The 16912-nt window shown below is 61.6% G+C and carries 23 protein-coding genes and 1 pseudogene; 8 read left to right on the forward strand and 16 right to left on the reverse strand.

The window, feature by feature from the left end:
- Window positions 1-11: 11 nt before the first annotated feature.
- The 7 genes and pseudogenes from ruvX to hisA form a co-directional block, all read right to left on the reverse strand.
- Window positions 12-488, reverse strand: a complete 477-nt coding sequence (gene ruvX, locus SynA1562_RS09020) for a Holliday junction resolvase RuvX (protein ID WP_186493598.1) — start codon at window positions 486-488, stop codon at window positions 12-14.
- Window positions 488-1519 (reverse strand): hypothetical protein, encoded by a 1032-nt coding sequence (locus tag SynA1562_RS09025; protein ID WP_186493599.1) that lies wholly within the window; start codon window positions 1517-1519, stop codon window positions 488-490. The genes ruvX and SynA1562_RS09025 overlap by 1 nt, the downstream gene beginning before the upstream one ends.
- 38 nt (window positions 1520-1557) lie before the next feature.
- Complete coding sequence (locus SynA1562_RS09030) at window positions 1558-2718, reverse strand: F420-0:Gamma-glutamyl ligase (protein WP_186493600.1); 1161 nt, start codon at window positions 2716-2718, stop codon at window positions 1558-1560.
- Window positions 2719-2782: 64 nt separating this feature from the next.
- Window positions 2783-3349, reverse strand: coding sequence for a thylakoid membrane photosystem I accumulation factor (locus SynA1562_RS09035; RefSeq protein WP_186493601.1), 567 nt, complete (start codon window positions 3347-3349; stop codon window positions 2783-2785).
- Between the two features lie 15 nt (window positions 3350-3364).
- Window positions 3365-4960 (reverse strand): DUF3685 domain-containing protein, encoded by a 1596-nt coding sequence (locus SynA1562_RS09040; RefSeq protein ID WP_186495382.1) that lies wholly within the window; start codon window positions 4958-4960, stop codon window positions 3365-3367.
- Between the two features lie 68 nt (window positions 4961-5028).
- Window positions 5029-5397 (reverse strand): annotated as a pseudogene (locus SynA1562_RS09045) (transcriptional repressor).
- 128 nt (window positions 5398-5525) lie between these two features.
- The gene (hisA, locus tag SynA1562_RS09050; protein ID WP_186493602.1) at window positions 5526-6293 is read right to left on the reverse strand and encodes a 1-(5-phosphoribosyl)-5-[(5-phosphoribosylamino)methylideneamino]imidazole-4-carboxamide isomerase; all 768 of its coding nucleotides are present in this window, start codon (window positions 6291-6293) and stop codon (window positions 5526-5528) included.
- Between the two features lie 71 nt (window positions 6294-6364).
- Between hisA and SynA1562_RS09055 the strand changes: the two genes are divergently transcribed.
- The gene (locus tag SynA1562_RS09055) at window positions 6365-7285 is read left to right on the forward strand and encodes an NAD-dependent epimerase/dehydratase family protein (RefSeq protein WP_186495383.1); all 921 of its coding nucleotides are present in this window, start codon (window positions 6365-6367) and stop codon (window positions 7283-7285) included.
- On the opposite strand, the gene SynA1562_RS09060 is transcribed toward SynA1562_RS09055, so the two are convergent.
- Window positions 7254-7790, reverse strand: coding sequence for a CDP-alcohol phosphatidyltransferase family protein (locus tag SynA1562_RS09060; RefSeq protein ID WP_186493603.1), 537 nt, complete (start codon window positions 7788-7790; stop codon window positions 7254-7256). The genes SynA1562_RS09055 and SynA1562_RS09060 overlap by 32 nt on opposite strands.
- 31 nt (window positions 7791-7821) lie before the next feature.
- Between SynA1562_RS09060 and SynA1562_RS09065 the strand changes: the two genes are divergently transcribed.
- A complete protein-coding gene (locus SynA1562_RS09065) occupies window positions 7822-8295 on the forward strand; it encodes a CBS domain-containing protein (RefSeq protein ID WP_186493604.1) in 474 nt (157 codons plus the stop codon).
- Between the two features lies 1 nt (window position 8296).
- Here the strand turns inward: SynA1562_RS09065 and SynA1562_RS09070 are convergent, their stop codons facing one another.
- Window positions 8297-9472, reverse strand: a complete 1176-nt coding sequence (locus SynA1562_RS09070; protein ID WP_186493605.1) for a hypothetical protein — start codon at window positions 9470-9472, stop codon at window positions 8297-8299.
- A gap of 83 nt (window positions 9473-9555) precedes the next feature.
- Between SynA1562_RS09070 and SynA1562_RS09075 the strand changes: the two genes are divergently transcribed.
- Window positions 9556-9984, forward strand: coding sequence for a L,D-transpeptidase (locus SynA1562_RS09075; protein ID WP_186493606.1), 429 nt, complete (start codon window positions 9556-9558; stop codon window positions 9982-9984).
- 55 nt (window positions 9985-10039) lie between these two features.
- Complete coding sequence (locus tag SynA1562_RS09080) at window positions 10040-10309, forward strand: hypothetical protein (protein WP_186493607.1); 270 nt, start codon at window positions 10040-10042, stop codon at window positions 10307-10309.
- Here SynA1562_RS09080 and SynA1562_RS09085 read toward each other — a convergent pair.
- Window positions 10306-10512, reverse strand: coding sequence for a hypothetical protein (locus tag SynA1562_RS09085; protein ID WP_186495454.1), 207 nt, complete (start codon window positions 10510-10512; stop codon window positions 10306-10308). The two genes, SynA1562_RS09080 and SynA1562_RS09085, sit on opposite strands and share 4 nt — an antisense overlap.
- Before the next feature lie 83 nt (window positions 10513-10595).
- On the opposite strand from SynA1562_RS09085, the gene SynA1562_RS09090 reads away from it, so the two are divergent.
- Together SynA1562_RS09090 and SynA1562_RS09095 are read left to right on the forward strand one after the other, a co-directional pair.
- Window positions 10596-10805 carry a hypothetical protein gene (locus SynA1562_RS09090; RefSeq protein WP_186493608.1) on the forward strand — a complete coding sequence of 70 codons (210 nt, stop codon included), beginning with the start codon at window positions 10596-10598 and terminating at the stop codon, window positions 10803-10805.
- A 277-nt stretch (window positions 10806-11082) separates the two neighbouring features.
- Window positions 11083-11373, forward strand: a complete 291-nt coding sequence (locus SynA1562_RS09095; RefSeq protein ID WP_186493609.1) for a 2Fe-2S iron-sulfur cluster-binding protein — start codon at window positions 11083-11085, stop codon at window positions 11371-11373.
- On the opposite strand, the gene SynA1562_RS09100 is transcribed toward SynA1562_RS09095, so the two are convergent.
- Window positions 11345-11602, reverse strand: coding sequence for a hypothetical protein (locus SynA1562_RS09100; RefSeq protein ID WP_186493610.1), 258 nt, complete (start codon window positions 11600-11602; stop codon window positions 11345-11347). The two genes, SynA1562_RS09095 and SynA1562_RS09100, sit on opposite strands and share 29 nt — an antisense overlap.
- Window positions 11603-12077: 475 nt before the next feature.
- Window positions 12078-12602, reverse strand: a complete 525-nt coding sequence (dcd, locus tag SynA1562_RS09105) for a dCTP deaminase (protein WP_186493611.1) — start codon at window positions 12600-12602, stop codon at window positions 12078-12080.
- Between the two features lie 683 nt (window positions 12603-13285).
- Here dcd and SynA1562_RS09110 point away from each other — a divergent pair.
- Both SynA1562_RS09110 and SynA1562_RS09115 read left to right on the forward strand, forming a co-directional pair.
- Window positions 13286-13729: a hypothetical protein gene (locus SynA1562_RS09110; protein ID WP_186493612.1), complete on the forward strand. Its 444-nt coding sequence runs from the start codon at window positions 13286-13288 to the stop codon at window positions 13727-13729.
- The gene (locus SynA1562_RS09115) at window positions 13729-14127 is read left to right on the forward strand and encodes a hypothetical protein (protein WP_186493613.1); all 399 of its coding nucleotides are present in this window, start codon (window positions 13729-13731) and stop codon (window positions 14125-14127) included. The genes SynA1562_RS09110 and SynA1562_RS09115 overlap by 1 nt, the downstream gene beginning before the upstream one ends.
- Before the next feature lie 271 nt (window positions 14128-14398).
- On the opposite strand, the gene SynA1562_RS09120 is transcribed toward SynA1562_RS09115, so the two are convergent.
- From SynA1562_RS09120 to SynA1562_RS09135, 4 genes are read right to left on the reverse strand one after another with little or no spacing between them, the layout of a single operon-like run.
- Entirely contained in the window at window positions 14399-14728 is a 330-nt protein-coding gene (locus tag SynA1562_RS09120; RefSeq protein ID WP_370593187.1) for a hypothetical protein, read from the reverse strand.
- Window positions 14698-14895, reverse strand: a complete 198-nt coding sequence (locus SynA1562_RS09125) for a hypothetical protein (protein WP_186493614.1) — start codon at window positions 14893-14895, stop codon at window positions 14698-14700. The genes SynA1562_RS09120 and SynA1562_RS09125 overlap by 31 nt, the downstream gene beginning before the upstream one ends.
- Window positions 14896-14923: 28 nt before the next feature.
- Window positions 14924-15493: a 4'-phosphopantetheinyl transferase superfamily protein gene (locus SynA1562_RS09130; protein WP_186493615.1), complete on the reverse strand. Its 570-nt coding sequence runs from the start codon at window positions 15491-15493 to the stop codon at window positions 14924-14926.
- Window positions 15494-15496: 3 nt separating this feature from the next.
- Window positions 15497-16870, reverse strand: coding sequence for a hypothetical protein (locus tag SynA1562_RS09135; RefSeq protein ID WP_370593283.1), 1374 nt, complete (start codon window positions 16868-16870; stop codon window positions 15497-15499).
- Window positions 16871-16912: the final 42 nt, after the last annotated feature.

The following is a 16912-nucleotide window of genomic DNA, read 5'->3' on the forward strand; positions in this document are numbered from 1 at the left end:
TCTGACTGGGCTCAGGATCCACCATCGCTCGCCCCGGCGCCCGACCTTGACGCAGTCTGTTGGGCCGGTTTGAGCTCCGGACCCTCCGCCAACCACTGCTCCAGCAGCAGGGCGGCGGCTGCACTGTCGAGACGTCCGCTGCGGTCGCCCGTCAGCCCGAAATGTTCACCGGCCGCCCAGGTGCTGCTGTGTTCATTCACCCAGGCCAGGGGCAGATCGAGGGCGGCAGCCAGGCGCAGGCCATAACGCTGGCAATGCTCCGCCTGGGCCGTGGGCTGGCCCGCGGCATCCAGGGGCAAGCCCACCACGAGCCCCTGCACCGACCGTTCGCAGCAGTGAGCCCGCAGAACGACCAGATCGGCATCAAAGCGACCGCGGCGCAGGGCAGCGAGGGGCGTGACGCTGATGCCGAGGGCATCGCAACCGGCCAGGCCGATGCGCCGCCGGCCCACATCCAGGCTGAGGATCGAACAGGGACGGGGCCGCATCAGTGCCGATCACCCAGGCTTGGCGTGGGCAGGGGTGTGCCCTGGGGCCGTAAGCGACCGAGAACCTGATCAAGCGATCGGGTCAGCTGCAGGTTGCGCTGGGGTGATTGACGCCGCCACATGCTGCGTCCAAGCAGCAGCTGCTCATCGCCGCGGGTCCAGCCCGCCGCCTCCAGGATCCGGCTCAGGGGTGCATCGTCAAAAGCCGTGAGCAGCCCGCGGGGGCGGCCGCGCTGAAGGATCCCGTTCAACACATGCGGAAGGGCCTGATCCAGCCGGGGATCCCAGGCGAGATCGCGCATGAGCTCAAGAACGCCGGCCTCTCCCGCATCGGGTAGGCGGATGCAGCCCGCCAACACAGCGTCTCCGGCCATGAGCACGCCGCAACCGGGGCCGTTCCGATCCAGCAAATCCAGCCAATGGCGGTCAGTGATCTGACGCAGGTGGCTGTGGCTACCGCCCTGCTCGATCGGCCAGAGCAACTGGGCAGTGCGGCGGTTCAAGGCCGCCCAGCGCAGACCCGCAGGCAGCTGATCGCTGCTTGATGGCTCAAGCTCAGTCCCTGGTGGACACCAGCACTGATACGGGCGGAGCGGTTGAAAGCCCAGCTCCCGCAACAGGGCAATGGCATCGGCATCGGTGGCCGGGCAGCGGATCACCCAGCTGCAGATCTGGGCCGTCCAGGACTGCAGAGCCTGCTGAAGCAGGGACTGCTGAATGGTGCGATGGCTTTGATCGTCCAGCGGACCCAGCAGCTCCGGCAAATGGAGGATCCAGCAGCTGCCGCGACGGTTGAACGGCCGGGCCACCACACTTGCCACCGGACGATCTCCGGCAATGGCGATCAGGCAACGGGGCGAGCGGCTTGGGAGCAGATCAGGAAAGCGCTGCTCAACTCTTGAGAGCCATTCACCGATCAGAAAGCCCTGAAAGCGTGAGAGCTGATCCAGCGGGCCGTTTTGCCCCCACTGCGCCAGATGGGCCGGATTGAGGGGCTCAATGCGGATGGAGGTGGTCTTGGGTTCTGTCACCGGACACCCTCCAACCCCAACTGATCACAATGTATCGCTCATTCCAGGCCTGGCCGCACCAACACCATGGGAGTGCGTTCATTGGCATTGCCAGCGGGGTTGGGGCGCAGGGCCCGGCCCAGCAAGCCCTCGTCACAACCGGGGCTGGAGGCCAGCACCTTCACGCGGCCGAGGTCGTTGACATCGACGATGGCAACGTCGACCCCGAGTTCAGCGGAGGCATCACGGCAGAACTGCTCAGCCCGGGATGGCCCCAGAACAATGGTCTGGTCGTAGGGCGGTGTTGTACCGGTGATGTCGTCGATCAAGCGGGCCTGGTCGCCGGCGAGGCGATAGAAGCCACCGGGGATGCCCACCAGCTTCATCAGCAGCCCCCCAATCCAGGCGGCCAGCACCCGGGTGGGCCCCACCAGATCGATCAAGGTCTGCATGCCGCAGGCCGTGGCCAAGCTGCTGGTGGGGTGGAACACACGGCAGGCCAGACGCGCCACCATGCCGGGCTCCACCTCACTGGGATGGCGGTAGCGCCCCTGGATCACAGCCACGGGGGTTTCGCCGATGGTGAGGATGTCGCCGGGCTGCACCAGGTCGGCGGCATAGGTGCGCAGGACGTCAATGGCGTCATCCAGGGGCCCGAGCAGGTGGGTGCGAAGGGGCAACACACGGCAGCCTTCCCCCTGGCGGAAGTGGGCTTGATCGGGCTGCAGGGGTTCAGGACGGGTGAGGGGAACCAGCACACCCTGACGGCGCTGCAGGCGACCGAAGGGTCCGTAATTGACCCACTGGACATCCACCCAGAGGCTGTCGACCCGGGCCGATGGCGTCGGCCCGGTGATCTCGATCGAGACCCGGGCACGGGTGGTCTTGCGTCCTTTGACGATGTAGGCCGCCCAGTAGCCGTCTGCGCGGGTCTCCTCGTCGGGATGGTCAGCAATGATCCGCGTTTTCACCTCCAGGCCGGCGGGGTCGGAGGAGCCCAGCAGCACGGGCTCGACCCGCAGCTCCGGCACAAAGACCTCCATGCGGGGGTGGGGGTTGCTGATCTCCAGCACACCTTCGATGCGGAGCCGCCCGCCCAGATCATCCACACGCCAGTCGGGCGGGGTCATCCGCAACGGTGAGGCCGGTCTGAGGCGATGGCGGAGCTCCAGCCAGGCCACAGCAAGTCCAAGGCCGAGCGGAGCAAGCAGCAGCGACACAGCGGATCCGGCTCAGCGACCGGGACAACTGGCCGGCAGCGTAGGCGCCATGGCGGTGGGCGGCTTAGTTGGCGGTGACTTCGATGTTCACTTCGTTGAAGCTGCCTTCCTGATCAATGCGCCCCAGTTCAGGAGCAGGAAGACCGGTGGAGGCGCTGATGGCGTCGTTGATCGCCGCCAGGGAAACCTGACCGTTCTGATCGAAAACAATCCGGCCATCGGTGCCGATCACCACCACCTGCGGAATGGTTCCAGACCAATAGGTGGCTGGATCACCGGCTCCCAGCGCTTCACGGCCCTGCAGCGGATCAGTGGAGAGCGGCAGAAGATCGATGCTGCGGCCCCAAAGCCGTTGCAGTTCCGACACCACCGGAGCGAAGCGTTTGCTCACGGCACTGTCATCCAGGTAGTAAACGATCACGGCCGTGCGTCCCTCAGCAAGGGACTCCTCCAGGGTGCTGGCGGGAGGAACCAATGAACCGTTGCCGGCATAGAGGGCATAGATGTTGCCGTCGTAGCTGTCGCTGTTCAACACAGCGGCGGCTGGTGCGACATGGAGCAGCAGCGCGATCGAAACGGTGATCAGACAGCGCACCAAAGCAAGCATCAAGCCGAAGCAGCGGATCGCCATTGTGGACCCAGGGGCCTAACCGCGGCCGAAGCTGCGTCCCATCCCCTGGGCGATGCCCCGCCCCACCAAACCGATGGCACGACCCAGCACCTGGGTGAGCAGGATCACGGCAAGGTCGCCGATGCGGCGCACCAGGGCCTGCACCTGGGGCGCGAGGGCATCCCGGGCTTCCAAGAGCAAGGCCACCTGCCGCTGCCACCAACCCAGCTGATTGAGCTCCTTGTCGCGAGGCTCCGTCAGCAGCAGCGGTTCGATGCGACCGGAGCGCAACTGAAACAGGGTGCGCTGGCTTTCATAAAGCTGAATCGGACGCTCCACCCAATCCGCCCAGCGCAGCTGGGTGTTCAAGCGGTTTCTGAGGCGGTCGAGTTCCCGGGTCGCCAGGAGGGGATCTCGCAGCAGATAACGACGCAGCTCCGGCCAGTCACCACAGGCATCGAGCAATTCAGCACCAATCAGTTCCGCCGTCCTCACCAGCCAGTTGCTGACCAGGGTTTCCAGTTGCAGGAAGGCCCTGGGGTCATCGGCCGGCAGCAGCAGGCCATTCACCAGCATCGGTTGATCAGCCACCAGCGGCGCCAGCATCACCGTTGGATCAGGCAGCTCGCCGTCTGCACCGGTGAGATCAGCACGGCTGAGCAGGGACGCCACAACCGGCTGCAGCTCGCCGTCACAGGGGATCTGGACGTAACTGCCGGCCAGAGCAGTGATGGCCTGCTGGCGCAATTCGGGCTGCAACGAATCCCAGGCCTGGGCCATCGCTATGCCGTCCTGGCGGCTGCGCAGGCGCTGCAAGACCTGATCAAGCTGTTGCAACAGGGCCAGTAGCAACTCCCGGCGGCGATCAGGATGCAGACCCTCAATCGCCAGCAGACGGCCGGTGGAATTGGTCAATCCAGCCTGAACCGATGCATCGATGCGGTCGCGGATGGCATCCCATACGGCAACGGCATTGCGTTCACGCAGGCTGATCGCCGTGTTGGTGGGTGATCCATCGCTAGACAAGGAGGGCCCCAAGGGTTCGGCGTGCTCGAGGCCCATCTGTAGCGGCCCCCAGAGCCAGAGCAACAAGCCCTTGGCGAAGCGCAATTCGCGGCGGCGCCCCTGCAGCAGCAGGAACAGCAACGGATGTTCCGGGGGTGGATTGAGGAGAGCCTCCACCCCCTGCAGGTCGCGGCTCACCTGCTGCAGGCCACTCACCAACAACCACTGGCCCAGGCCCATGGTCTGCTCCTGGCCCCGGGACTCCGACGCAGCCTCCAGGCGAATGTCGCGTCCGCCCTGCAACAGGGTTTCGATGGCGTTCTGCAGGCCCTGGGCGTCGACGTTCTGGAGCAGGCCGGCCGCCGGCAGCTCCAGCAGCTGCTCCCGCGACAGGCGTAGGTCGCTGGGCAGCAGCAGCAGCACCGGGGCGGGCTGCCAGCGCTCCTGCAGGGCAAACAGCTCCTGTTGAATCGCCTCCAATGAGGCCACAGTGTCGATCGACCAGATCACCAAAGCGGGGGCTCCCGTCAGGCGCTCAGGGCGAAGCACCACCTCCCAATCGTCCCTGGCGGAGGTGAGTTTCAGCGCCAGCGACTCCCCGAGCAAATCCGGAGCGAGCAGCAACATCCGCACCGGCGAAGGGGAGACCAAGGGTTGAACACAAAACAGCTGGGCTCAAGGTAACGAGCTTCTGCTCAGTTCTCCAGGGTGCGCCGGCCGTTCAATTGCAGGGTGTACGACTCGATGCGAAAGCCGGTGCGCTGTTCGATCTGACGCAACAGGTCGTCGGGAAGAACAACGTCGATGTCTTCGATCGAACCGCTGTCCAGACAGGTGAGATGGCTGTGGGGATCACTTCGGTAGCCTTACAGGCGACCACTGGCGCGGTCGAGGCACTCGATCACCCCAGCCGACTGCAGGGCCTCGAGGTTCTGATACACCGAGGTGTGGCCGATGCTGCGCCCCCTCAGATTCAGTTGTTCAAAGATGTCGCGGGCGCTGAGGTGACTTTTCTCGCTCCAGAGCAGGTCGAGCACCATGCGCCGCTGACGGCTGAGGCGCATGCCCAGCCGCCGGCACTGCTCAAACACCTCCTGCAAGCTGCCCTCGGGGGACGGCGTGCTGATCTTGCCGGCGGCTGCACTTACCACAGAAGGTGCCTGCTCCCTCAACCATAAGGCCCTAGGCCAGCTCAGGCGATGTCTGCCGCCACGGCGGTGACGTCTTGAAGCCTTGCCTCACCCAAGGCGGCGATGGCCTCCGCAAGGTCGACACGGCCGTCGTAGAGGGCTCGGCCGACGATCACCCCCGTCACACCAAGGGGCTCCAAGGGCAGAAGCGAGAGAAGGTCGGCCATACAGCCGATGCCACCGGAGGCAATCACCGGAACAGCGCTGCATTGCGCCATGGTTCGCAGGGCCTCCAGGTTGGGGCCGGCGAGGGTGCCATCGGTGGCGATATCGGTGGTGATGATCGCCGCGATTCCGGCGGCACTGAACTGCTTGGCCAGATCGGTGGCCAGAACATCGCTCTGCTCGATCCAGCCCCGGGTGGCCACCCGGCCGTCGTTGGCATCAATGCCCACCACGATGCGGCCGGGATGGCGTTGGGCCAACTTCTGAACCAACTCTGGCTGTTCAATCGCCACCGTGCCGAGGATGACCCGATCCAGGCCACAGGCGATCAATTCTTCGGCGCGCTCGAGCGAGCGCACACCACCACCGAGCTGGACAGGGATATCGAGGGCGGCGGTGATGGCCCGCACCGCTGCGTCATTGATCGGCTCACCGCGTTTGGCGCCATCGAGATCCACCAGGTGCAAACGGGTTGCCCCCTGGCTCTGCCAGCTGAGGGCCTGCGCCACAGGATCCTCACTGAATCGGGTCACCTGGTCGTAATCCCCCTGGTGAAGCCGGACGCAGGCTCCATCAAGCAAATCAATGGCGGGAATGATCTCCATCGGGGTCGGGCCAGAGACCCACCATCCTGCAGCGCCACGCTTCAATGACTGCGCTTTTAGGGCACAAGTGCATGAAGATCCTGGTGATGGGGGGAACCCGCTTCGTGGGTCGGCCCCTGGTGGCCCGCCTGCTGGCCCAGGGCCATGCACTCACCCTGTTCACCCGCGGCAAGAACCCCGTCCCCGCCGGCGTGGAACACCTCTGTGGAGACCGCAGCAGCGATGAAGGCCTGAGCGCGCTGCAGAGCCGCAGCTTCGATGTGATCGTCGACAGCTCCGGACGCAAGCAGGAGGACAGCAGCCGCGTGGTGGCGATCACCGGGGCCCCCAGCCATCGCTTTGTGTATGTGAGTTCCGCTGGGGTGTACGCCGATTCAGAGCAGTGGCCCCTGGATGAATCCAGCCCCACCGATCCGCAGAGCCGTCACGCCGGCAAGGCCGACACCGAAGCCTGGCTGCGCAATGAAGGCATCCCCTTCACCAGCTTCCGGCCCACGTACATCTATGGCCCGGGCAACTACAACCCGGTGGAACGCTGGTTCTTCGATCGCATCGTTCACAACCGCCCGATTCCGCTGCCCGGTGACGGCAGCACGATCACCCAGCTGGGCCATGTGGAGGATCTGGCCGAAGCGATGGCCCGTTGCATCGACGTGGATGCTGCAGCCAACCGGATCTACAACTGCTCCGGCAAGCAGGGCATCAGCTTCCGGGGCCTGATCCGCGCAGCAGCCGTGGCCTGCGGCCGCGATCCCGACGGCCTCGATCTGCGCAGCTTCAACCCCAGTGATCTGGACCCCAAGGCCCGCAAGGCCTTCCCGCTGCGGCTCAATCACTTCCTCACCGACATCACCCGGGTGGAACGCGAACTGGCCTGGCAACCGAGCTTCGATCTGGCCAAGGGGCTGGCCGACAGCTACAGCAACGACTACGCCAAGAACCCAACCGCCTCGCCCGACTTCAGTTCTGACAAGGCGCTGATCGGGGCGTGATGTAACCCAATGCTGAACTCAGAGCCAGGGCAAGGGAGGGCCAGAACAACCACCAGCCCAGGCTCTGAAGGCCGGGTGAACCGATCCAGCCGGAGGGCCAGAGCATCAGCAACAGGCTGAGGAACTGAAGGATCGTCTTGGCTTTGCCCGACAGCGAGGCCGGCCCACCATCGGTGGCCTGGGAGCGCCAGCCCGAGATCAGCAATTCACGGGCCAGCAACAACCAGACCGCCCAGAGCGGCAGCACAGCGGACGACGCCAGCCAGAGCAAAGGTGCCGCGATCAGCACCTTGTCGGTTAGTGGGTCGAGGCGGGCGCCCCAGCTGCTGCCACCCCCGGCGCGCCGAGCCAACCAGCCATCGGCCGCATCACTGAGCCCGGCCAACAGCAGCAACCACCAGGCCCAGCCCTGCCAGCCGAACTGCAGGGCAAGGATCAGCGGGAAACCGGCAACGGCTCGCGCCACGGTGAGTCCGTTGGCAATCGAACGCAAAGACAGAAACAACGCTCAAAATGCGGGGAGCTGAACCTCGATCATGGTCCTGCAGCTCACGGTGGCTGATGTGATGACCCAGCCGGTGCTGACTGTCACGCCCGACACGCCGTTGCAGCAGGCCGTGCAGATGATCAGCGACCACCACGTCAGTGGTCTGCCGGTGGTGGATGCGGAGGGTCGTCTGATCGGCGAACTGACGGAGCAGGATCTGATGGTGCGGGAGAGCGGTGTGGATGCCGGCCCGTACGTGATGCTGCTGGACAGCGTGATTTACCTGCGCAATCCCTTGAACTGGGACAAGCAGGTGCACCAGGTGCTCGGCACCAAGGTGAGCGACCTAATGCGCAAGGACTCCCACAGTTGCGGTACGGAGTTACCGCTGCCCAAAGCGGCATCCCAGCTGCATGAAAGGGGCACGCAGCGCCTGTTTGTGCTGGACAGAAACAAATTCCCCATCGGCGTGATCACCCGCGGAGACGTGGTGCGTGCCCTTGCCTCCCATCAAGAGAGCTGATTCAGCCAGCCGGCCGAATCCCGATCGCGACGGGTTGAATCGATCGGAAGCTGACGACATCACCCGGTTTGAGCTGGGTGATGGGATCGCCATTGCCCCCAGGGCGTACATCGAGGTTGTGGATCCCTCCGAAAGGACCGCGCAGGCTGAGTTCGTGGTCCTGCTCCGAAACCTTCACCACCTCCGCCGTACCGGTGCCCATCGACACGCGGGCACCCTTCCGCAGTTCACCGAAATCCTCCGAAAGGATCACGTCCTCTCGCTTGAAACTGAGGCCCTTGGCGGAACTTTTCCGCAGGTCCACCACGAGGCCATCCAGAACATCAACGATCACCTCATCACCGTTGCTGACTGAAGCTGTGTTGAGCCCGACGCCCATGGTGATCAGGAGAGTGTGGCCATAGGGGCTCTTCAGCTCCATCACCTGTTGATCCGGCTTGAACTGCAGCAGCGTGCCCTGCACCTGCGAGAGCTCGAACGCCTCTAGAAGTTCAGCCTTGAGGCTGGTGCGGCGATCAGCCGCAGCATTGAGCAACGGTGGCGACGTCGACGCACCTGCTTTGGCAGCAGACATGGCAACGCGATCGATGCCCACCGCCACGGGCTGAATCAAACGGAAATCCACCAGATCCCCGGCCTGCAGCGCAGGGAAAAGATCGTCGTCACTGGGATCGTCACTGGGCATGACGACATCGAGGTTGTGGATGCCGCCGAGCGGTCCCATCAGGCTGAGGCTGCGGTCGGTAGACGACAGCTTCACCACCCGCGCTGTACCGGAGGCCAGAGCCACCCGCATGCCCTTTTTCAACGGACCCATGTCCATCGGCATGATGATGTCTTCGCGATCGAAGCTCAGCGCTGTTGCTTTGCTGCGCTCCAGATCCACCACCAGGCCATCCAACAAGGAGACGTCGACACGATCCCCCTTGCGTAGCCGCAGGGGAGCCATGTCGATGCCGACGGTGACGATTTCCAGGTGCCCCTCCGGATCGATCACCTCGATCACCTTCTGCTTCGGCAGCACGGCGTTCACTTCACCGCGCAGGTGGGTGACTTCAAAACCCGCCAGCTGTTCCGGCATGAAACCCGCTCTCGAAGGCATGTCCAAGGCCAGGGCCGAGACAAGGGCCGCCGCCCCAGCGGCCAGGACGCGGCTGATGCCAGAGCAGCGGGTCATGGTTCAGGCACGGGCGAGCGATGGGCTGAAGCTAGCCCCTTTTTTTGGGTCAAAATGATTGGAATCGCCCGTTGTGCAAACCGATGCAGCTTCGTTCGCTCCTGTTGACGGCAGCATTGGGCCTGGCCGGCATGGCCGCTGTTCCGGCGCAGGCTGAGACCTCCATCCAGATCAGCCTGAAAGAGCGATATCTCACCCTGCTCGACGATGGGAAGGTGATTGGCAAGTACCCCGTCGCCATTGGTGCCCCGGAATCGCCGACACCGGCGGGCAGCTATGCGGTGACCAAAATGGATCCGCAACCGGTGTACCACAAGAAAGGCAAGGTCATTGCCCCCGGCCCGAACAATCCGGTGGGCGTGCGCTACGTGGCCTATGTGCAGATCGGCACGGGTGAATACGCGATCCATGGCACGGCCTGGCCCAACTGGGTGAAGTTGCGGGCTGCTGTCAGCCTGGGCTGCATCCGCATGCTGAACGACGACGTGATTCAGGTGTACAACCGCATCTAGGTCGGCACACCGGTGGTTGTCACCAACTGATCCTTCGTGCTCCCTTGTCAGTCTGATGTTGCGCTTTTTGCTAATGGCCTGCGTGGTGGCTGTTGTTCCCCTGCAAGGCCATGCGAACCCCACGGCTGAAACCAAGGAAATGGATTTTCTTGACCTGGTGGATGGCGAGGGCAACGTGCTGATCCAGGCCCAAGGCGTTGATGCGGTGAATGCCGAAGCGCGGGCCCAAGGCCTGGCCTTTCCGGCCCTGGGCTACTGGTCGCCGGAGGGGCACTGCTTTGTGAAACCTGCTCCAGGCGACTGCAACGGGGTGTTCAAACGCTAAGGGCGTTCAGCCGTTTGCGCTGCCGGGACAGGCTGCACGCGGTTGTCCACACGCAACGGCGAAAACAGCACGAGGTTGCCTGCCACCAGGCCGGCGGTAACAACAACAGCCGCGAGCACCTCTAAGCCTTCCGATGTTTTGGCTTGCATGCCTTGAGCATGCGCCGTTGGGTTGCCAATGGCGAGGCCTTGTTTGGCTTTCAACGTGTGCGAACAAACGGAGTCAGTTGATACGCCAACCGTCGAACCAGGAGAGTTACGACGGAGCAGTTGATGCGCTCCATCCTGTGTCGCTCATCTCACGGTTTCACGACGACATAGGTGATGTGCCTCCGATCAAGTTCGAGACCGGGCATCAGGGCAAGGAGGCAGAACGCCTGACACGATTCATCTGGAATCAAGTGATTCAACTGCTGCTGGCCGGCAAGGAGTTAGAAGCCAACTCGCTGTTGGAAGAATTTGATGAACCACCCCTTTGGGACGACCCACTCGACTGACAAGCCATGGGAACTCCACTCACGCAATGGCTTCAGCTAGTGGGCTGGGTGCTGCTCGCCACGACCCTGATTTGCTTGAGTGCAACCGGGGTGTTCTGAGTTGAGCGGTTGAATCAAAACACCCTCATCAGCAATCAATCTGCCCTGAAACATCAGTGATCAATGACATCAAAATCGATCCAGTATGACTTGCTACATCGATCCCGAAGTCTTCCTTGAATGCATCAGCGAAGGCATCCAATTGGTTTTTTGATTGATGCATGCATTGAATGAACCAATGGCTTCGTATCAAATCACGATCACCACATCGGAAGGCTCCTCCAGCTTTGCCTGTGCCGACGATCAGTACATCCTTGATGCGGCAGAAGAAGCTGGTGCTGATCTGCCCTATTCATGCCGAGCCGGTGCCTGCTCCACCTGCGCGGGCAAGCTCACGAGTGGCTCTCTGGATCAATCGGATCAGAGCTTCCTGGACGACGAACAGATCGCCAAAGGCTTTGCCCTGCTTTGCGTGGCTTACCCAACAAGTGATTGCCAGATCAAAGGAGAAGCAGAAGAAGAGCTCTGAGATCAATAACCCCATCTTCGAGCTTCAAGTCCAGGGTCTGCCGCTGAGGAACAATCAAGGCCTGTTCCCCTTTTTGGACCAGCTCCAGTCCATTCCATTCAGCAAGCAGCTGATTCGCCCAGGTTGAATTCACCAAGCAAGAGGCAGCCAATGTCGTCAATCGCTTGGTGCGAGCCGCTGCCTTGGCGTTCGATGCAACCATGCCGAGAACGTCCTTCAGCACGGACAATCCAAGCCATGTTCAAACACCTTGAAATTGCCCAACCGCGTTCAGCGGTAGCCGGTGATGCCTCCAGCCATCATTCACCGGAGTTACAACAAAGGTGCTCCAGTTGATTTGCACCTTCACGGAGCAGCGAAGCCACCTTTCAAGGGTGTGGCTTCGCTTGCCAAGCAAGGCTCCTCACTAGGCTTAGACACCAAAGAAAGCAAGGACTGCTTCTAGGGCTCCGAGACCCAGCAGAAAAACACCAGCGAGCAAGGCAAAGTCTTTTTTGGAGTTAGCCACAGATGCAACGGTTGCTCCGACGAACGCCAACAGAACAAACCTAAAGAGAACCGGAAGGGCAAACATTGCGGAGGATGTACATCTCCGATGAGTTATGTAAACCCACTGCGGTGCAGGGAGTTAACGGCTTGATACCAACGTTGAGTTTCGTAATTCCTCTCAAAGGAGGTAATCAGGATGACGAAAGTCAACCCTCCTAAAAACTGCTCTGGCTCTGCCCAGCGAAGCGGCCCGCGTAGTGCTCGTCACCATCCATGCGCTGAAAGATGAACTGACAGATCAGTGTGCCCGGCACCACCGCCAGTGGAGCCGGACCGAAGTTGCTCATTTCCAGCACCTGCTGACTGTCGATCCCCGGACCCATGAACGGTGCACTGATGTGCACCATCAGCCCGAGGCGAGCAAAACGGCTGCGGCCCTCAAGCCAACCGCATAGGCCTGGCCCGAGCATGACCCGTTCGCGGGTGATCCCCAGCACGGTCTCCCCCGGCATGATCAGGATGTGCCCGCCCTCTGGGATCTCCAGCTTGTCGGTGCATTCGCGGTAGTCGGTGTGATCGCGAACTTCGATCACTTCATGCACTTTGCGGAACACCCGAAACGTGGAGCCGAGCGTGAGGTCTATGGACGCAGGCCCAACATGGTCGGCATTGAAGGGCGTGATCGCGATCAAGCCGTCGTCGACAGCCTGAAGAATGGCCTGACGCCCAAGCACCGCCATGGATCGATCCTCTGCTGGGCCATGAGTATGGACGCCTCAGACGCCGGGGTGCTCAAACAGAACCGTCGACCGTTCTGACTCGCTCAGCTCGGCAGCGTCTTGTTTCTGAGGCTGCTCAAGCGGCGGAGCATCAGGAAGCCTGAAGGCTTTTTCGAGGTCAGTCTTAATGGCACCAAAGGGGTAGGTCATAAAAAAGAGGGCCGCCCACAGCCCTCTCGGAACGACTTGACGACGCATCCCTGCGCCTCCGTTACATTAGTCAACAAAGTTTTGTAACGAGAGTCATGGCCTTCACCACCCAAGACCTGCTCATCGCGTTCGGCAGCTTTGGCATGGCCCTTTTCGCCTTAAACCTCTACAAGCTGACCAAGCCGGCTAATGGCTGATTAAACCGGACACTTGAACACCCTGAGCCGGCGCCCCTCATCGGTTTGAACGTGCCCTGACTGGACGCAACCCAGCTCCGCTGGCGGCAGCCGCAAACCGATATGGGTCGTGAAGCCCTCGGAACTTTTGACCCCAGACGCCAACACCAGCGCACAAGCAGCGATTGAGAGAAGAGCCATGAAAAGCACTCGCATCCGCAGGCAAAACAAGGAGTTCCAGTCTGCTCGGGTGAACCCGTCGGTGGGGGTCCTCGAAACAGAAACGCCTTCTTAGGCTCGCCTGAGAGGGGCTAACTAATGGACAACAGCAGTGAGCCGGTTCGTCATCTCAGCGCGATCGTCGGAATCGGCCTCTTGCTGATTGGCCTCGTTGTCTTTGGAGTGGTCCAACAGAAGGCCTGGAGCCATCAAACGGAACTCACCCAAAGATTCGAAGCATGTATGGAGAGCGCTCCCTTCAAAACGTCTCTAAAGGTTCCGAGGCCAGAAGCTGTTCTCACGGACGAGCAACTGCAGATCCACTTTGACGACTTTGATCAGACGCTTAAAGAGACGGGCTTACCGCCAATCTGGAATGGCAAAACCTTGGTTCCTTGGACGGAATTCCACAAAAACTCGATTGAGTTTGCAAGCCAATGCCACGGCCAGCTGGGCATTGATCAGCCTCAACGCCAACTGAAAGGGACGTATGCCAAACCCGTCTGGGATCCCAACTCTCCCATCTGGCGGCAGGCTGATTGATGAGCACGCGTCGGTTCAAAGGGCTCTACCTGCAAGCCACCGGTGATCCCTGCTGCTTTTCATTTGTGACCTACACACCACAAACCAGAGAACAAATGCTGGCTTGTGGAGACCTGGAGCCAAGCGAAGAATATTTCAATCCAGTAATTTTTGATTTTCTGTTGTTCGCAGCAGAAGCTGCCCTTAGCGCACCAGCCGGCAACCCATTCCCCGTCACCTACGACGACGTTTCAATCATCACATCAAGACAAAGAGGCTCAGGCATTCAGCACGAATATCTGATCAGACTCTCAAACCACGACTGGAATGATGCAAAGCAGCTTGCGGTTGATCAACTCCAAGACGTGTTAAAGAGTGAGCGATGGAACGGGGCTCGGCTTACAGATTCGCGCGATTGAAACAGCATCGCACCACCGACGAACAGCTGAGTCCTTTAGCTTGCCTGCTGCAGAAGTCATCCCCATGATTCCAGAACCCCACGAGCCCTTCGATATCAACCGGAAGGACGACTCGATCTTCCTACTGGGTTCCATGTTCATTGTGATTTTCCTCTTCATTCTTTAAAGATAGAAGGATCATCCTTGGCATCAACCAAAAAGCACCTGCACAAACCGAACAGGTGCTTTTTTGCTTTTGGATTGATATCAACGAGTCGTTGACAGGAAAAATTCAACGGCGCGGCAGGCTGACTTGATACATCGTGTCATCAACAGGTTTCCACTGCACAAGGTGAAGCCGGTCGATCTTGTTGTTGTCCAAACAATCCCAGATCGTGGCTCCAGACAGTGTTGCCATCGACCACACATCGCCCTGACTCTTCATCTGCTTGCGGTTGCGATCTTTCCATTCCGTCCAGTTGATTTTTGGGTAGGAGCCAACCTGCTCACTCAGAATCACCACCGTGAATTCCACCGAACACGAACCAAAACCGGCAGTAACTCTAAGTTGTTGAACTTCAATTCCCTGGTTCAGCCCAAGGGTTTGCGCCAGATCCGCCACACCAGCCAGCCCGTCACCCCGAGCCAGAGGAACGCCACAGCCGAAAGGATCGGCACGACGATCAGATAGCTCCACACCCCCAGGGCCACCCAGGCGAGCAGAGACGTGACCAACGCCTTCTGAAAGTTGTTGGCTCCGGCGAGACGTTGCTGCAAAAGAGATCTCACGCTGTTGTTCGATGCTCCATTCCTTCCTCTAGCCACGGATGCCCTCAGCGACCGCAACGCTGTACCCCTCCTGGGTCCAGAGGCTGAGGGAATAGCGCGAACCATGCAGCCATGCCGCGGCCCCGTCCGGCGCAATGGCCACGTTGGCGAGTCCACCGCCCAGCCCCAGACCCGCTGCCTTCAACACGGCCTCCTTCGCCGTCCAGGCCTGAATCAACGTCCAGTGCTGCAGGCAGGCCGTCGCTTCAGCGCCGGAAGCGAACATGCGCCGCTTCAGCAGGTCAGACGCCACCCGCAACGGCCGGTCCAGCGCTTCTACATCAATGCCAATCGGATCCGGCCCCACCACCCCGATGCTGAGGATTCCGGTGTTGGAAATGCTGTGGTGCAGAGGGGAGTCGCGCAGCTGCGGCTTGCCGTAGATCGTGCGGCCGATGTCGTCCGCAGCAACCAGCTGGCCTGCATCAGCGAAAAGCCGGCAGGTGAGGCTGTCACTCAAGGCCCGCTGTTCAGCGCGCGTCGGGGGCTGAGCGAGATGAGCCACCAACACCCGTCGTTGGGTGCTAGGGATCGACCACCAGGTCCAAACGGCGTCCAAAGCTCAATTCCGATCAGCCGGGAGGGGCACCGGCGACAGGGGCGGCAAATCAGGCGGCGACGTCACCGGTGGAGCCGGCTCATCCAGGAGAACCTCGGCGGGATTGAGCATCGGCTGATCGAGCACGATCGGCGGCGGCAGATCGGGGGGCAACGGCACAAACGGCTGCGGCTCTGTCCAGCTGGTGTCTGAGCTGTCATCTGAGCTGGCATCGGGATCGGGTTCAGACGGCTCCAGCTGCCGGATCACAGCCGGCTGCTCACGCAGCACCAAAGGATCCGCCGTGATCGGGGGTTCCCTCAGGGGAGCACGATCCAGATCAACGCCGGAGTCGTCGGCATCCGGAGGCGTGCCCGGCTTGGTGAGGTTGGAGGGCCCCCAGATCATCCGGGCCAGGGGTTCAACGCCCTGTTCCATCACCCGGTTCAAGCCAGCCAGGGCGCGATCGGCGAGGTGATTACCAAAGGACGACACACAGTCGATGGGGCCATCGCAGCCCTCATCCATCACCAGCCTGGGCGTCAGACCCGCGATCAAATTGCCCTGCAGCGGAATCTGGCGTGGGCTCAACCGCAGCAGATAAGGCACATGCACAAAGCTGGTGGCACCACCGCTGATCCAGTTGGCATCTTCTTCGGTGAAGCCCTTCACCCCAGGGATGATCAAACGACTCTTCGAGGCATGGTCGGGCATATAGGCCGCCAGATAGCCCCGGCGACGGGCGAGGTCTTTGCTCTGCTCCAGGGTCAGGCCATCACGGCTCATCAGCACTTCCATGTAACCGTCCTGACGCAGGCCCATCACCATGCGGATCCGCGGCAGGTAATAGCGGATCCGCTGGCCCATGCTGATGCTGTAGGCCCCCTTGTAGCTCTCCGGCGGAGCCTCGATGTCGTTGTAAAGGCTGTGCAAGCCGCCGATGAAGGTGTCGTAGATGCGGCTGCGCTCATCGGTCAGCTCCCCGTAGCCGAAATCAATGCTGCCGTTGTGGCGGATTCCGACGAAGGCCCGTTGGCGTGAGGCCGAGCGGTTCCGCCCGCGCCAGACCTGATTGCCGAATTTCAGATCCCCCAGGGGGACTGTGATCTCACGGCCGTCGTCGTCCACATGCCGCTCGTACATCGGGCCCGACACGTAGGCCAGGGCAGCACTGTCCTGGTAGGCGTCCTGTTCGCGATCCCAACCCTCCAGCAGCCCGAAGCGCACCCGCCGTGGATCGAGATCCAACGCGTACACCTCATCGTCGGGGATGTAACGAAAAGGCTTGGCATCCCGACCACGCTGCTGGGCCGAACGAACCGCTTGATCCTCAAGATCGGAGCGCTCGGGAGCCACAGGCGCCAAAGCGATCAAGCCGCCGCACACCACAAACGGCATGGCCAGCAGCAGCCAACGGATGCGCAGACGGATCCTGCGCTT

It is taken from the genome of Synechococcus sp. A15-62, assembly GCF_014280075.1.
Lineage (GTDB): Bacteria > Cyanobacteriota > Cyanobacteriia > PCC-6307 > Cyanobiaceae > Parasynechococcus.

Bases quoted from the DNA above. Each gene is read 5' to 3' on its own strand.
- SynA1562_RS09110 (WP_186493612.1), top strand. From the start codon at position 13,286: ATGGACAACAGCAGTGAGCCGGTTCGTCATCTCAGCGCGATCGTCGGA.
- SynA1562_RS09055 (WP_186495383.1), top strand. From the start codon at position 6,365: ATGAAGATCCTGGTGATGGGGGGAACCCGCTTCGTGGGTCGGCCCCTG.
- SynA1562_RS09065 (WP_186493604.1), top strand. From the start codon at position 7,822: ATGGTCCTGCAGCTCACGGTGGCTGATGTGATGACCCAGCCGGTGCTG.
- SynA1562_RS09080 (WP_186493607.1), top strand. From the start codon at position 10,040: ATGTTGCGCTTTTTGCTAATGGCCTGCGTGGTGGCTGTTGTTCCCCTG.
- SynA1562_RS09115 (WP_186493613.1), top strand. From the start codon at position 13,729: ATGAGCACGCGTCGGTTCAAAGGGCTCTACCTGCAAGCCACCGGTGAT.
- ruvX (WP_186493598.1), bottom strand. From the start codon at position 488: ATGCGGCCCCGTCCCTGTTCGATCCTCAGCCTGGATGTGGGCCGGCGG.
- hisA (WP_186493602.1), bottom strand. From the start codon at position 6,293: ATGGAGATCATTCCCGCCATTGATTTGCTTGATGGAGCCTGCGTCCGG.
- SynA1562_RS09135 (WP_370593283.1), bottom strand. From the start codon at position 16,870: ATGCCGTTTGTGGTGTGCGGCGGCTTGATCGCTTTGGCGCCTGTGGCT.
- SynA1562_RS09075 (WP_186493606.1), top strand. From the start codon at position 9,556: ATGCAGCTTCGTTCGCTCCTGTTGACGGCAGCATTGGGCCTGGCCGGC.
- SynA1562_RS09070 (WP_186493605.1), bottom strand. From the start codon at position 9,472: ATGACCCGCTGCTCTGGCATCAGCCGCGTCCTGGCCGCTGGGGCGGCG.
- SynA1562_RS09035 (WP_186493601.1), bottom strand. From the start codon at position 3,349: ATGGCGATCCGCTGCTTCGGCTTGATGCTTGCTTTGGTGCGCTGTCTG.
- SynA1562_RS09095 (WP_186493609.1), top strand. From the start codon at position 11,083: ATGGCTTCGTATCAAATCACGATCACCACATCGGAAGGCTCCTCCAGC.
- SynA1562_RS09040 (WP_186495382.1), bottom strand. From the start codon at position 4,960: ATGTTGCTGCTCGCTCCGGATTTGCTCGGGGAGTCGCTGGCGCTGAAA.
- dcd (WP_186493611.1), bottom strand. From the start codon at position 12,602: ATGGCGGTGCTTGGGCGTCAGGCCATTCTTCAGGCTGTCGACGACGGC.